Source organism: Kiloniella litopenaei (genome assembly GCF_000982415.1).
Taxonomy (GTDB): domain Bacteria; phylum Pseudomonadota; class Alphaproteobacteria; order Kiloniellales; family Kiloniellaceae; genus Kiloniella; species Kiloniella litopenaei.
In genome coordinates this window covers 269,678-283,207 of record NZ_LANI01000002.1, presented here as the reverse complement: position 1 = coordinate 283,207, position 13,530 = coordinate 269,678, and the positions used below count along the sequence as shown (strand labels likewise).

Annotated in this window: 15 protein-coding genes; 10 read left to right on the top strand and 5 right to left on the bottom strand. The window is 47.5% G+C overall.

What is annotated here, in order from left to right:
* Positions 1-12: 12 nt before the first annotated feature.
* A complete protein-coding gene (locus WH95_RS02945; protein ID WP_046502697.1) occupies positions 13-459 on the bottom strand; it encodes a MarR family winged helix-turn-helix transcriptional regulator in 447 nt (148 codons plus the stop codon).
* A 98-nt stretch (positions 460-557) separates the two neighbouring features.
* On the opposite strand from WH95_RS02945, the gene WH95_RS02940 reads away from it, so the two are divergent.
* Positions 558-977 (top strand): DoxX family protein, encoded by a 420-nt coding sequence (locus WH95_RS02940; protein WP_046502695.1) that lies wholly within the window; start codon positions 558-560, stop codon positions 975-977.
* Positions 978-1,044: 67 nt separating this feature from the next.
* Here WH95_RS02940 and WH95_RS02935 read toward each other — a convergent pair whose 3' ends face one another.
* Positions 1,045-1,809 (bottom strand): SDR family oxidoreductase, encoded by a 765-nt coding sequence (locus tag WH95_RS02935; protein WP_046502692.1) that lies wholly within the window; start codon positions 1,807-1,809, stop codon positions 1,045-1,047.
* A gap of 242 nt (positions 1,810-2,051) precedes the next feature.
* Here WH95_RS02935 and ada point away from each other — a divergent pair, with 242 nt between their 5' ends.
* The 3 genes from ada (at position 2,052) to WH95_RS02920 (ending at position 5,833) form a co-directional block, all read left to right on the top strand.
* Positions 2,052-3,131 (top strand): bifunctional DNA-binding transcriptional regulator/O6-methylguanine-DNA methyltransferase Ada, encoded by a 1,080-nt coding sequence (gene ada / locus WH95_RS02930; RefSeq protein WP_113771972.1) that lies wholly within the window; start codon positions 2,052-2,054, stop codon positions 3,129-3,131.
* Positions 3,128-3,880, top strand: coding sequence for a 2OG-Fe(II) oxygenase (locus tag WH95_RS02925; RefSeq protein ID WP_082113954.1), 753 nt, complete (start codon positions 3,128-3,130; stop codon positions 3,878-3,880). The genes ada and WH95_RS02925 overlap by 4 nt, the downstream gene beginning before the upstream one ends.
* 228 nt (positions 3,881-4,108) lie before the next feature.
* On the top strand, positions 4,109-5,833 hold the full coding sequence (locus WH95_RS02920) for a methyl-accepting chemotaxis protein (protein WP_046502687.1): 1,725 nt from the start codon (positions 4,109-4,111) through the stop codon (positions 5,831-5,833).
* A 51-nt stretch (positions 5,834-5,884) separates the two neighbouring features.
* Here WH95_RS02920 and WH95_RS02915 read toward each other — a convergent pair whose 3' ends face one another.
* Entirely contained in the window at positions 5,885-6,793 is a 909-nt protein-coding gene (locus tag WH95_RS02915; protein ID WP_157845872.1) for a glutamate racemase, read from the bottom strand.
* A gap of 16 nt (positions 6,794-6,809) precedes the next feature.
* A complete protein-coding gene (locus tag WH95_RS02910; RefSeq protein ID WP_046502683.1) occupies positions 6,810-7,235 on the bottom strand; it encodes a hypothetical protein in 426 nt (141 codons plus the stop codon).
* Between the two features lie 221 nt (positions 7,236-7,456).
* Here WH95_RS02910 and WH95_RS20385 point away from each other — a divergent pair, with 221 nt between their 5' ends.
* The 6 genes from WH95_RS20385 to WH95_RS02880 all read left to right on the top strand — a co-directional run bounded on the left by WH95_RS20385 (position 7,457) and on the right by WH95_RS02880 (position 12,830).
* Positions 7,457-8,530 (top strand): ankyrin repeat domain-containing protein, encoded by a 1,074-nt coding sequence (locus WH95_RS20385; protein ID WP_162199371.1) that lies wholly within the window; start codon positions 7,457-7,459, stop codon positions 8,528-8,530.
* Positions 8,531-8,891: 361 nt separating this feature from the next.
* On the top strand, positions 8,892-9,608 hold the full coding sequence (locus tag WH95_RS02900; protein ID WP_052741746.1) for a GcrA family cell cycle regulator: 717 nt from the start codon (positions 8,892-8,894) through the stop codon (positions 9,606-9,608).
* A 158-nt stretch (positions 9,609-9,766) separates the two neighbouring features.
* On the top strand, positions 9,767-10,357 hold the full coding sequence (locus WH95_RS02895; RefSeq protein ID WP_046502681.1) for a hypothetical protein: 591 nt from the start codon (positions 9,767-9,769) through the stop codon (positions 10,355-10,357).
* 140 nt (positions 10,358-10,497) lie between these two features.
* Positions 10,498-10,875, top strand: coding sequence for a hypothetical protein (locus tag WH95_RS02890; protein WP_046502678.1), 378 nt, complete (start codon positions 10,498-10,500; stop codon positions 10,873-10,875).
* A 111-nt stretch (positions 10,876-10,986) separates the two neighbouring features.
* Positions 10,987-12,231, top strand: coding sequence for an amidase (locus WH95_RS02885; protein ID WP_046502676.1), 1,245 nt, complete (start codon positions 10,987-10,989; stop codon positions 12,229-12,231).
* 47 nt (positions 12,232-12,278) lie between these two features.
* On the top strand, positions 12,279-12,830 hold the full coding sequence (locus tag WH95_RS02880) for an MOSC domain-containing protein (RefSeq protein WP_046502674.1): 552 nt from the start codon (positions 12,279-12,281) through the stop codon (positions 12,828-12,830).
* A gap of 18 nt (positions 12,831-12,848) precedes the next feature.
* Here the strand turns inward: WH95_RS02880 and WH95_RS02875 are convergent, their stop codons facing one another.
* Complete coding sequence (locus WH95_RS02875) at positions 12,849-13,367, bottom strand: adenine phosphoribosyltransferase (protein ID WP_046503296.1); 519 nt, start codon at positions 13,365-13,367, stop codon at positions 12,849-12,851.
* Positions 13,368-13,530: the final 163 nt, after the last annotated feature.

Below are 13,530 nucleotides of genomic sequence, written 5' to 3'. Positions count from 1 at the left end.
CACCGTTCAATTTCATTCCTCTGGGATATCGATTTTGGCCAAAAGTTCTGAAAGGGTTCTCAGGTCATTTTCTGACAGATTTGGGCCGATTATATCCTCTATTGCCTTTGCATAGATAGGCCACATCTTTAACCGGATATCACGCCCTTTGTCGGTAATGACGATACGGTGCCCCCGGCCATCTTCTGGACAAGGGACCCGTTGTAAAAAGCCCTTTTTCTCCATGCGATCCAGCAAGCGCGATAATCCGTACTGTGGAAGTAAAAGATCATGTTCCAGTTCAAAGGGGCGCAGACCCTGATCACCTGCTTTGTCCAGTTCCAATAGAATATCGTACCATGAGAGCTGGGGAAGTTGTGCGGCTTTCAGGGCCTTTTCTGTATAGGCCAAAGCTTTTTTCTGGATACGAAATATCCGTCCCCAGACTTTTACGGTTTCTTGCGATGGTGTCTTTGTCATTCATCAATTGTGACATGTAGATGCAAATGCATCAAGGTTGACATTTAAATGCAAGTGCATATATATAAATGCAATTGCATGTATATAGGGATGTTACAATGTCACAGAATGATTTAACAGAGTTTACCATCTTTGTGCTTCGGGTCGCGCTTGGTGTTATGTATTTGGCGCACGGGGTTGTCTTGAAATTCTATATCTTCGGATTGGCCGGGACAGCGGATTTTTTTGAAACAATCGGTTTTCCGGGCTGGATTGCCTATGCGGTCTTTACAGCCGAGTTAATAGGCGGTTCGATGCTTGTTTTGGGGATACAGGCACGGTGGGTTGCTTTGGCATTGCTGCCAATTCTTTTTGGGGCAGTATGGGTGCATGCGGGCAACGGATGGGTTTTTTCCTATCCTAATGGCGGCTGGGAATACCCGGTTTATTTAATTCTGTTGTCTTTTGCTCAATTTACGCTAGGGGATGGACGCTTTGCGTTAAGCCGATCCAGAGCTTTGCCAAATATGGTTTCTTAATTCAGAGATCGTCTGTTGATTTTTGAATTGTAAAGGAGGGCATTTGCCCTCCTCTTGCAAATGAGGGTTATGTTTTGTTGACCGAAACACCCCCCTCAACCATCATTGTGCTACCAGTTACAAAGCTTGCATCATCAGACGCCAGAAACAGGGCGGCCTTGGCTATTTCGATTGGATCAGCGATACGTTTCAGCCCATGAAGACTTTTGACAAATTCTTCCATTTCCTCGTTTGAAGCAACAGAGCGCCCCATGGGGGTATCTGTTCCACCGGGAATAAGGCTGTTTACGCGTAACCCCTGAGGGCCGTATTCTGCTGCTAGACATTGCATCATTCCGTTGATCCCTGCCTTTGAAGCTGCATAGGGGGCCATACCGGGCATGCCAATGGTCAGTCCGACAAAGGTTGATGTGAAAATCAAAGACCCATGATCACTTTCAAGCAAGGCCGGGATTTGATGTTTGGCACTTAAAAATGCAGATGTCAGATTGGTATTGATGGTTTCCATCCACCCATCCAAACCCAACGTTGGTGTGTCACCCATGGCGCCCAGCGTTCCGGCATTGTTAAAGGCAATATCCAGTTTTCCATAGGTTCCTGTAGCGACCTCGACCAACGCTTTGGCATAGTTTTCATCGGTAACGTCCCCGGCAACGGCAATAACCTGTCCCCCTGCAACACGGATTTCTTCGATAAGCTGGTCCAGTTCCTGTTGGCGTCTCGCACCGACAACAACCTTTGCGCCTTCTTCGGCAAACAGCTTTGCCGCTGCATAGCCAATACCGGAACTTGCGCCTGTAATAATGGCAACGCGATTTTCTAATTTACCCATTGTGATTCCTCGTTGGTTTCTGTTGAAAGATGAGAAGCCAGTATCGAGGGGGCGAACGTTTGGGAAACTCCGCTTCTTGTTCGGTAATTCCAAAAAGATCATTTTTTACAAATCATTACTTATTGGGAATTTAAAAATAGAATTCAAAAGCAAGAATCAGAGTTTGAGTTTATGATCTTTAGGATAGCTTTTAGAAACCGACAAAATGTTGTGCTACAAGTTGGATGACAGGAGCAAAGCAAATGAAAGCTCAGGTGGCTATCTTGCCAAAATTTGAAAGCGATGATGAACGATATCAGGCTATTGTAGATCGCAATCCGGCGGCGGATGATGTGTTTTACTATGCCGTTTTGACCACGGGCGTTTATTGCAGACCTTCCTGTGCTGCGCGCTTGGCGTTGCGAAAAAATGTCAGCTTTCATGAAAGTTGTGCCGAGGCTGAAAAAGCAGGCTATCGCCCGTGTAAGCGATGCCGCCCCAATGAAATGAAAAAAGAAGAGCGTCAGGCGCTGGCCATTCAAAAGGCTTGTCGTTTGATTGAAGAGGCCGAAGAAGCACCGGATCTGGATACCTTGGCCAAAGCGGTCGGGATGAGCCGCTTTTATTTTCACCGGACTTTCAAGGCTATTACAGGTGTTACACCAAAGGCTTATAGCAATGCACATCGGAGTAATCGGGTACGCAGGGGATTAAGCAAAAGCGAGACGGTTACCGAAGCCATTTATGATGCGGGCTTTAATTCCAATGGTCGTTTTTATGCCAACACTGAAAAGCTGTTGGGGATGAAGCCAACCAGCTATCGCAAAGGGGGAAAGGATACAGAAATCCGCTTTGCCCTTGGGGAATGTTCTCTTGGTTCTATTTTGGTCGCGGCCAGTGACAAGGGGATCTGTTCTATTCTTCTCGGCGATGATCCGGAAGTCATGATACAGGATTTGCAGGACCGTTTTTCCAAAGCCATCCTCAAAGGCGGTGACGAAACCTTTGAACAGTGGGTGGCACAGGTTGTCGGTTTTGTTGATGATCCGTCAATTGGTCTTGATTTGCCGCTGGATATTCGGGGTACTGCTTTTCAACAGCGGGTGTGGAAGGCCTTGATCGACATTCCTGTGGGAAGTCGGTTGAGCTATGCGGAAGTGGCCGAGAAAATTGGTTCGCCCAAGGCTGTCCGGGCTGTTGCCTCGGCCTGTGCCGCAAATCATATTGCTGTTGCTATTCCGTGTCATCGCGTGGTGCGTAGCGATGGTGCCCTATCCGGCTATCGTTGGGGGGTAGAGCGCAAACAACAGTTACTGGACTGTGAAGCGGTGGCGGCACAATGACAGGCGATGAAAAGGGCTGTGAGGCTGGCGTTTCTGGTGATGAAAATGCTGTCATAAATTCGGGTCGTATTTCCGGAACTGAGATTGCGCATAGCCTTGATCAAAATGGTTATGCCGTCCTCAAGGGGGTGATCTCTCAATCTGATTGTCGTGCGTTAGCTGGGGAATACAACGCTCAGGATATTTATCGGTCCCGTGTCGTGATGTCTCGGCACGGTTTTGGTCAGGGGGAATACAAGTATTATGACTATCCCTTGCCTGATCTGATTGCCAGCTTGCGTGCCCGACTTTATGAACCTCTGGCCGAGATCGGAAATAAATGGAACGCGTTGATGAACATGGATCAACGGTTTCCCCCAACACATCAACAGTATCTCGATCTGTGTCACGCAGCGGGGCAAACCAAAGCAACACCATTGTTATTGAAATATGGTGCCGGGGATTATAACTGCCTACACCAAGATGTTTACGGCGAGTTGCTTTTTCCGCTGCAAGTGGCGTGTTTGCTATCGAAACCCGGACAGGATTTTACCGGGGGGGAATTTGTTCTGACTGAACAGCGCCCCCGGATGCAATCGCGTGCTGTTGTTGTTCCACTTGATCAAGGCGATGCGGTTGTTTTTCCGGTTCGGAACCGCCCCAAACAGGGAACACGGGGAACCTATCGGGTGAATATGCGCCATGGTGTGAGTGAAGTCAGGTCGGGTCATCGACATACACTGGGTATTATTTTTCACGATGCTCAATAGATGCCAGGATACTTAAGCTGGCTATTGCACAAATTTTATCACCCTGAAAAGTTGATAAATTATGGGAATGATTCATCCTTTTGAAACGCGGCCCTATTCTAAGACATTGAGATAGAAAGCCTTATTTTTAACAAACCTTTTGTTAACCAAAATGCGGGACATTTTATCTGTGCAAACAGTGATAATGGGGCGATTTCAGACCTCATAAAAAAGGGGGCTTTGCCACAGATGGACAACGCAGTCAGGGACAATATTGATACAGGCGAGGATACTGACAGCCTGATAAAAGCCGAACGACAGGCATATGCTTTGCGGCGTGATCTTCACACCCTTGGGGATGCTCTGCAGGGGGAATTTGAAGGGACAATGTCGCAAGCCAAGTTGGCTGGCGATGCAATGCAGGATGCCAGTGCCGCAACGCGAAATGCCCTGGACAGTGTAGGTGCCCAGGCAAATCAATTGGAAAATGATGCGAATACAGCGACGCAAAATGTTGATGCCGTAGCGGCAGCAACCGAAGAAATGAACGCATCTATAGCTTTGGTTGGTGAGCACGTTGCGAAAACAGCCGAAGGGGCAAAGGGGGCAGCCGAAGAAGCCAAAGGCGCAACGGATACCATTCAGGTATTGGCGCAGGCCTCTGAAAAAATTGGCGATGTTGTCAAGCTGATCGAGGGAATTGCGGGGCAAACAAACCTTCTTGCCCTGAATGCAACGATCGAAGCGGCACGGGCGGGGGATGCTGGCAAGGGATTTGCCGTGGTGGCCAGTGAGGTGAAAAGTTTGGCGCAACAAACCGCAGGTGCGACAAAAGACATCACCAATCAGATTAGTGAGATCCAAACGGTGACTGGACAGGTGGTCGAGGTGATTGCGAATATCACGTCTGTTATCAATTCAGTCGAAGATTTTTCATCCGAAGTGTCGGATCGTGTTCAGGAACAGGTCGCGGCAATCAATGAAATTGGTAAAAACGCCCAACTGGCGGCCGTCAGCACAAGACAAGTAACTGATTCAATGGCTGCCGTCGTTTCAGAAGTGAACCATGTACGTGATTTGACGGGGACGCAGGAAACCAACGCAAACAAAATGCGTGATTTGCTCGAAGCATTGAACCTACGGCTAGAGACTGCGGTGAAAGAAACACACGCGGGGGATGGCGAGAAGCTGCAACGTATTCCCTATGATATGGATGGGGTTATAAACTGCCAGGGCAATCGAGGGCCGGTTACACTTCGTGATTTTACAAAACAGGGGGCATTGCTCTGTAAGCTCAATGAGCCAGTGGAACAAGGTGCCATGGTCGAGATAGAGGTAAACCCCTATGGCAAGCTGAAGGGAACCGTTGATGCGATAGTTCTTTCAGGGACCAAAGTTGTTTTTGATCAAGATAGTCAAAAAGTAGCGCAGATGTGTCTGGATAGTGTGATTGCAATGGATCAGCCCTTCATTGCAAAGGGGATCAGCACCGCAAAAGAAATCGGCTTACGTTTTGATGCAGCCATTGATGCGGGCGAGATATCGTTAGATGACCTGTTTGATCGGGACTACCAGCCTGTTGAGAACAGTGACCCGCAACAGCATACAACAAAGTATCTGAACTTTACTGATCGCGTTCTTCCCGACGCTCAAGAGCCTGTGCTTGATTTTCATGACAAGGTTGCTTTTTGTGCGGCGGTTGATGTGAATGGTTACCTGCCGACGCACAACCTGATCTATAATAATCCGCAAAAACCTGATGACCCAGTCTGGAATGCGGGTAACTGTCGAAACAGACGGATTTTCACAGACAGAACAGGGGCCTCTGCCGGGGCAAATACCAAAGATTATTTGTTACAAAGCTATCTGCGCGATATGGGTGGTGGCAAATTTGTTCTGATGAAAGATTTGAGCACGCCCATTATGGTTAAGGGACAGCAGTGGGGTAACTTGCGCATGGGGTATGCGCCATGAGGTATCTATTCAACACGTATGATTGATAAGTACAGGTGCCATTTCCCATGATTAGTATCCAGAAATATCCTGTTTGATCCAGGTGGTCTTACCTGTCGAACCGTCCGGGTGAAGGCTATTAAAAATAGCCGTTGTTTTCTCAACATGTTCTGTACAGCCAGAAGTAAAATAGCGTGTCGTCCCCCGTTGTTCAGGTGGGGGCACAATTAAACCGGGATGTCTTGTTAAATAATCTTTTAAGCTATCAGCACAGATTGAGGGCTGGCAGAGAATGGGAACGCCTTGGCCCATAATGTTGCCGATAACCTTTGATGCCGCTTTTTCAAAAGCATTTCTGAGTAGAGGATAATGAGTACAGCCCAACATAATCCAGTTGGGGACTTTGTTGTTTTCTTTAACTAGCTGGCTGACATAACCCTCGACCAATAGATCTGTTGTTGAAGAACCTTTTTTTGCCTCAAGCGCGGGGACCAGTTCCGGGCAGGCTTGTTGGATAACATCGAGCTGCGGTGCACGTTTACCAATCTCTACGAGATAGGTTTTACTTTTTACTGTCGCTTCTGTGGCAAAGATACCCACAGTTCCTTGCAGATATTGTTGTGGATGCTGTTCCCATCTTATCCAGGGGCGGTCAGTGATGGTTTCCACCATGGGCACAAGCACACCGAGTATGCGTTTGTTCGGGGCATAAGAGGGCAACCATTCCTGTTGCAGTTTACGCAAGGCAATGGCAGATGCGGTATTACAGGCAAGAATGACGAGGTTGCACCCCTGATCAAACAGGAATTGCACTGCCTGTCGTGTCATTTCATAAACATCCGGGCCTGCTTTATCCCCATAAGGTGCCCGCTGATGATCCCCAAAATAGAGAAAATCATGGGTTGGCAAGGCGGCCTCTAGTGCGTGTAAAACAGTTAGGCCGCCTGATCCGGAATCAAAGACACCGATGGGTGAAGACAATTTTTGTCTGTTTTTATCAGCTTGAAACATTTTTACAGCTATAGACACCGCTTATGGCAGCAATTTGGCGATGGTGGTAGCTAAGTGTAAATTCTGTTTCTGGTGCTACTTCTGTCGGGCTTTTCGCGACTTCCTCAAGTAAAAGAGAACAAAAGCTTTTCAGGTTACTGTCCAGTGCTTCTTGTGAAAGGGCATTGTCTTCTGATGCCCCGGTAATGAGGAACCGTACTTCACGGTCAGAAAGAATTTCGACCTGTCCAATCCCCTTGTCTTTCAACGAGCCATAATTTCCGACAGCAGCTCGGATAAATTGCCGCTGATCAAAGGCGGGTTTTTCCCCAAGAAATAAGGAGGGAAATAAAAAAAATAATGAGAGTGATACGACGGCGATAAAGGTGACGGCTAGGGCAAAGCCGCTGATGATCCATTTGTTTGTTCGCATGGTTGCTTTGAACTCAATTCCTGTGTAAAAAATAGAAGTGTTTGGTTATATACTTACCATGTACTTTTGTACTATATAGGCCCGATTATCCCGTGGGCCATTGAAATTTGGGCCATAAGTTGTAGCTAACTTTTCGGGATAAAGTGCGACCTGAGTTGGGGGATCCCGGTATTATCCCTGTTACAGGGATGTTGTTTGCGGAATATATCACGGTGTTGTTTATGCGAAAGCCAATTTTCGGCCGTTTGTCGTTTATCGGTACGTTTTTCTTTATGTTGCTCTTTGCAATTATCCTGGGGGGGATAAATTCAAAAGCTGCCTTTGCTGATTTTGCAGAGGGAAAGAAAGCCTTTGATGCTGGAGACTATTCAACTGCTTTTAGGTATTGGCACACCAGTGCTGACCAGGGTGAAGCAAACTCACAGCTTGAACTCGCGCGTCTTTATCGCGAGGGTAAGGGAACCAACAAAGACAAGGTTGTTGCCTCGCTTTATTTTACCCTAGCGGCGCAACAGCAGATAAAAGTTGCTGCTAAAGAGCAACAGGATCTTGTCGAAGATTTTTCTAAAGAAGAACTGACACTGGCCCAAAAACTGGTTGCGAGTTGGGAACCGATTGATGTGAGGAACGGACCGGAAGTCACAGAGTTGACCGCCGAAGAAAAAAAGGCCCTGCGTTGGTTTAAAGCGGCGGAAAAAGGTACCGTTAAGACAATCAAGGAAATGATTGAAGCTGGATTTGACCTTAACAAAAGGGATAAAGACGGCTGGACCGCTTTGATGCTTGCCGCGTTGAATAACCATCGGGTTACATCCACGACTTTGATTGAGGCTGGTGCTGATCTGAATATTGCTGATCCTCTGGGGATGACGGCTTTAATGGCTGCGTCTGTTGCTGGAAATAAACCATTGGTCGAATTTATGGTCAAATCCGGCGCTGATATTGAACAGGAAGATACTGTTGGCGAAACAGCCGAGTATATGGCTGAACAGGCTGGGCATGTCACCATCGCCCGTTACTTTTCGACGCTGGAGCTACCGGAAGCACAGATTAAAGAAGCGCAAGAGCTATTGATTGCCCTGGGCTATCTGGAAGGTAGTGCGGATGGTAAAACAGGGCCGAAGACATCGGCAGCTGTGAAAAAATTTCAAAAAGACAGTGGCCAAAAACAGACCGGGCTTGTTCGTAAGCTTTTGCTCGATACGCTTGAAGACAAAGTTTCTGGTGAGGAACCACCCCTTCAAGCCGAAGAAATGGATACTCCTTTTGAGGCTGCCTCAGTTTCTGATGAATAGGTGTCATAAACTTTGATAGCCTGGTGCTGTGTTCGTTGATTTTTATCCAACGTTTTTGGGGGGGGGTGATACATGGGGAGTGTAGAACTCTTTTATTGACAATATCGGCTTAGATGTTTAGCTCCTCACACCGTTTGAAGCGTTAAGAGATAACGACATCAATTAATGTGGGAAGTTTGAGAGAATTTACCCAAAATTTGGTGTTATCGGCGATTTATCGAAAGATATTTCAAATCAGAGACTCGACTCAGGTTGCCTAAATCTATAAGGTAGCCCGTCATTCGCGGTAGCTGAGTATGCTAACAAGTGTCTTGGTTTTCGCTTCATATTTGATTTTAATTTACACTTTAAGGCAGTCTAGATGAACTGGACGGAAGAGCGTATCGAGCTTCTGAAAAAACTATGGGCAGAAGGCCATAGTGCTTCACAAATAGGAAAAATGCTGGGCGTTTCCAAAAACGCTGTGGTTGGTAAAGCGCACCGGATGAAACTGGCTGCGCGGCCTTCGCCTATCAAACGAAGCGCAAAAAGCGACGGTACCAAAAAAGAGGCTCCGGCTAAAAAAGCAGCGCCAAAAGCAGCAAAGCCAGCAGCACCTGCGGCACCAAAACCTGCGGCAAAACCTGCTGCACCGGTTGCTGCCAAACCCGTAGCTGCACCTGTTCCGCCGAAACCAAAAGCACCTGTTGCCCCGGCTGCGCGTGTTGCTGCACCAAGACCTGCGGCTGCTCCTGCTACACAACAGCCAACGGCCGCTGAAATCAAGGCTGCTTCTCTGCCTGCTAAAGCGCGTCGTAAAGCGAGCATGGATGCCGCTGATCGCAAGCTGTTCAGTGGGGCAATGGAAAAACGTCGGGGACCAAAGTGTCTTTGGCCTTTTGGCGATCCCGGGGATGCTGATTTCCATTTCTGTGGTGCGCCAGCTGTGCCCGGTAAGCCTTATTGTGCAGAACACTGCGCGCGCGCTTATATTACAAAAAGCAGCCGCAACAGCAGTAATAGTTCCAATAATGAAAATGATAAGGCGAGTGAAGGCGAGGCCGCCAAGCCTAGTGTGACGGGTAACAAGCCTGCATAAGATTGTTTTTCTTATATGAAACAAAAGGGTGCTATAGGCACCCTTTTTTATGGTGTTGTTTTTTATGGCGCGGTTTTTTGTGATGGTTGCATAAACTTTCCGCGAAGGGTTTATAGACAGCGCTTGTTAATCCAGTGCTGTAGTTAGGTTATTGTTTTATGCGTTTTATTTCTGGCCGGGCGATTGTAAAGCCGTTTCGTTTTTTGAGTATTGGTGGTAAGCCTAATCTGGAATTTTGGTTCACACAGGCCGTTATTCTTTTGTCCACGATGCTGGGGGTGTATCTGGCAAGTTTTGCAGGGTTTGAAATTGCGGTTAACTTTGATCGCTATCAAAGACTGTCAGATGCACGAAATCTGGAAATATCGCTTCGTGCAGAAGTTTCTGATAATATTACCAAGGTAGAACAATGGGTTATTTCTTATAAAGATGGCCCAATGTTATGGCACGACAGCCGCTTTGCCCCGCGCGAGAGTTATAAACTGGAAGATGTTATTTGGCTGACGATGCGGAATTCATCGACAACCTTTGAGCTTGCCCCAGAAACACTGACGTCTATTCGTCGTTTTTACAGTGCAGTTGAACAGAATAAAACGGTTCTCTTTCAACAAACTCAATCAAATGCGCTGGCAAAAAAAGCAATTAAAAATATGGCTTTAGTGGCGAAAGAAGCGCGAACGGAAATTCTGGGCAAGATGGATGACGATATTGTCCGGCTGGATGCAGAGTTGAAAAAGGTTCTGGATTAAGCAAGCGTCCAACAGCTTGAACAGCAATTGCTAAGTATAAATCCCAATACTGCCAGACTTTCGCCAGAATTATATGGTTATATAGGTGATATACAGATTTGTGGGTTGTACCCTGCTTGTGATGCAGGTCTTGATCCAAGATGACACAGCACAAAGAGGACGGTCTTGTGACACAGAAAATTCAAAAGCCGGATACTTATTTTCGGGGCGCTAATTTTAAAGTGAAACTTAGAAAGTTTTCTCTGAGCCTGGCCGTTTTAAGTGGCCTTGCGCTTTCAGCTGCATTAACGCAACAAAGCTGGGCACAGGACGAAGAAAATCCCGGCGAGTTGGCGCGTGAAAGCCTTGAGCTGATGATGAAATCTCTCAGCCTTGTCATTGATTCCATCCCGCAATACGAAATGCCCGTTATTACCGAAAACGGCGATATTATTATTCGTCGGAAACAAAAGGACGACTGGGAAGATTTGGACGAAAACCCGGCACCTGAAGAAAACGAAGATTCCAAACAGATATAAAACACTTGGCTCTGGCTATTATTAGAACATTCGAACAGACGTGGCTTGCAGTATCGTTCTTTCATAGGTAACTCATTTAAGCAGAGATTGAGTATAAAAGGAACGGTTGGAATGTTTGATAGCCTTGGTGCTTTTGTTCCCGGTGGCAATATGACCTTTGAAGGGGCCGAGAAGGGGCCTTTGAAGGGTTTTGGTTTTGCGGTCAAGGATATCTATGACCTCGAGGGCTATGTAACGGGCTACGGCAATCCAGACTGGCAAAGCCGCCGCAGACCTTCGAAGAAGCATGCTGCCGTTGTGCAAAAGCTGCTGGATGCCGGGGCGATGATCATTGGCAAGACCATTACAGATGAATTTGCCAGCAGCCTTGATGGGCAAAACTATCACTATGGCACCCCGGCCAATCCCGAAGCGCCCGGTCGCATTCCCGGTGGATCATCCAGCGGTTCAGCTTCGGCGGTGGCTGGTGGTTTAGTTGATTTTGCGTTGGGGTCAGATACGGGGGGATCTATTCGCATCCCGGGCAGCTATTGCGGTTTGTTTGGCCTGCGCCCGACCCATGACCGGATAAGTAAAGAAGGCGTTCTTCCTCTTGCGGACAGTTTTGATACCGTGGGCTGGTTTGCCCGCGATGCCTGGTTACTTAATCTCGTCGGCGAGGTGTTGATGGATGCCAAAGCCGATCAGGAGGCAATGCCAGAGAAGCTTCTGGTGGCTGTTGATGCCTTTGACATGCTGGATGAAAAGTCTCGTGCTGCGCTGAAACCGCATTTGGAACGTCTTGAACAACGACTAGGCAAGGCAGAATATATTACTTTGAATCCTGAAAACTATCATGCAATTGGCTTTGATGCTCAGGCATCGCAGGGACTACAGGGGCTGGCTACTCTTTTCCAGATTGCACAGGGGCGTGAAGTCATGGATACCCACGGTGCTTGGCTTGATCGGGTGAAGCCGAAAATGGGACCGGAAATTCAACAGCGTATGGATTGGCGAAAAACCATTACGGATGAACAGGCAAGCGATGCCCTTGAAAAAAGAGCCTTGTTCAAAGCAAGAATGAAAGCTCTGATACCAAACAAGAGCATTGTGTGTTTACCCTCTGCCCCCGGCATCGCCCCCCGAATTAATGAAGATCCTGATGTCTTGAATGCGCACAGATCGAAAATTCTTTCGCTGACTTCTGCGTCTGGTTTAGCGGGAAATCCCCAGATTACGATGCCATTGGCAACCGTTGATGGCTGTCCACTTGGTCTTTCCTTAATGGGACCTCATGGATCAGATCTGGAACTTCTCGCCTTTGCTGAAAGCTTTTGTTCTACGGAAGATGAACAGCAAAGCCTTTCCCCTTTTTGATCAAGATCTGTTCCGCCTTTTAGCTATCTGAATAAAAGAGGATTATTATGTCTTTGACCAAGCCTACGGTTATTGCCACCAGTTTGTGTTCTGAGCACAGGTTTTCGAAGCAGACCACGGATGTTTTGGAATTGATCGCAGGACAGGGGATAAAAGGCGATGCCCACTGTGGGGTGACGGTTAAGCATCGTTCACGTGTGGCAAAGGGCCCGAGTACCCCGAATTTGCGCCAGGTGCATTTGATTCATTCAGAATTGCATGCAGAGTTACTTGCTGCTGGTTTTAAGGTCGGGCCGGGCGTTATGGGGGAAAACATTACGACACAGGGGATTGATTTGCTGAAATTACCTGTGGGAACAATTTTGCGTTTGGGAACAGAGGCTGTAATTTGGGTGACGGGGCTTCGCAACCCCTGTAAGCAGCTTGATGATTATCAGGCCGGGTTAACACAGGCTGTGCTTGAGCGGGATGAAAATAACAATCTTGTTCGTAAAGCGGGTGTTATGGCGGTGGTCCTCGAAGGTGGGATTGTTCAGGCCGGGGACAGAATTATTGTTGAACTGCCCCCGCTACCACACAAGCCATTGGAAAGAGTTTAAGGCTTTCCCGAGTATTATTTAGTCGTCATACTGGATAAGAGACGTGACAGGAATGTCGCCAAGCTTTTCCCGGCCTTTGAGAAAGTTCAGTTCAATAATACAGGCAATGCGTCTGACGTCGGCGCCTGCCTGTTTCATCAGGGCAACGGCGGCTTCCATTGTTCCGCCAGTGGCCAGTAGATCATCAAGCATGACAACGCGCTGGCCGGGTTTGATCGCGTCTTCCTGTATTTCGATGGTGTCGGTGCCATATTCCAGGTCATAAGTATAGGGAATGGTTTTGCCCGGCAATTTTCCTTTCTTGCGGATCATCATAAAACCCATGCCCAGACGCATTGCCAGCGGTGCCGCGAGAAGGAAACCACGGGATTCAATGCCGGCGAGAACATCGGGTTTTTCTTTTTCTATGACAAGAGCCAGTTGTTCTATGGTTTCATGCCAGGCTTCTGCGTGGGCTAACAGAGTAGAGATATCATAAAAAAGAATACCGGGTTTTGGATAGTCAGGTACTTCCCGGATGTGATCTTTTAGATTGATGCTCATTGTCTCTATTGTCCCTTATTTGCTGGTATTATTTGGGCGTAGATAGCTGTTGTGATCTCTGCCCTATAAATGACACTGATGTTTATGCAGAACTTGGACCGGACTTGCAATGATTCTGCAATAAAGACTTTTCCTGATTTTGTAGAAAAACTGCCAT

What these genes read in the sequence shown, in the direction of transcription:
- WH95_RS20385 (WP_162199371.1), top strand. Translation starts at nt 7,457, where the DNA reads ATGCGAAAGCCAATTTTCGGCCGTTTGTCGTTTATCGGTACGTTTTTC.
- WH95_RS02925 (WP_082113954.1), top strand. Translation starts at nt 3,128, where the DNA reads ATGACAGGCGATGAAAAGGGCTGTGAGGCTGGCGTTTCTGGTGATGAA.
- WH95_RS02895 (WP_046502681.1), top strand. Translation starts at nt 9,767, where the DNA reads ATGCGTTTTATTTCTGGCCGGGCGATTGTAAAGCCGTTTCGTTTTTTG.
- WH95_RS02910 (WP_046502683.1), bottom strand. Translation starts at nt 7,235, where the DNA reads ATGCGAACAAACAAATGGATCATCAGCGGCTTTGCCCTAGCCGTCACC.
- ada (WP_113771972.1), top strand. Translation starts at nt 2,052, where the DNA reads ATGAAAGCTCAGGTGGCTATCTTGCCAAAATTTGAAAGCGATGATGAA.
- WH95_RS02945 (WP_046502697.1), bottom strand. Translation starts at nt 459, where the DNA reads ATGACAAAGACACCATCGCAAGAAACCGTAAAAGTCTGGGGACGGATA.
- WH95_RS02880 (WP_046502674.1), top strand. Translation starts at nt 12,279, where the DNA reads ATGTCTTTGACCAAGCCTACGGTTATTGCCACCAGTTTGTGTTCTGAG.
- WH95_RS02900 (WP_052741746.1), top strand. Translation starts at nt 8,892, where the DNA reads ATGAACTGGACGGAAGAGCGTATCGAGCTTCTGAAAAAACTATGGGCA.
- WH95_RS02920 (WP_046502687.1), top strand. Translation starts at nt 4,109, where the DNA reads ATGGACAACGCAGTCAGGGACAATATTGATACAGGCGAGGATACTGAC.
- WH95_RS02890 (WP_046502678.1), top strand. Translation starts at nt 10,498, where the DNA reads ATGACACAGCACAAAGAGGACGGTCTTGTGACACAGAAAATTCAAAAG.
- WH95_RS02885 (WP_046502676.1), top strand. Translation starts at nt 10,987, where the DNA reads ATGTTTGATAGCCTTGGTGCTTTTGTTCCCGGTGGCAATATGACCTTT.
- WH95_RS02935 (WP_046502692.1), bottom strand. Translation starts at nt 1,809, where the DNA reads ATGGGTAAATTAGAAAATCGCGTTGCCATTATTACAGGCGCAAGTTCC.
- WH95_RS02940 (WP_046502695.1), top strand. Translation starts at nt 558, where the DNA reads ATGTCACAGAATGATTTAACAGAGTTTACCATCTTTGTGCTTCGGGTC.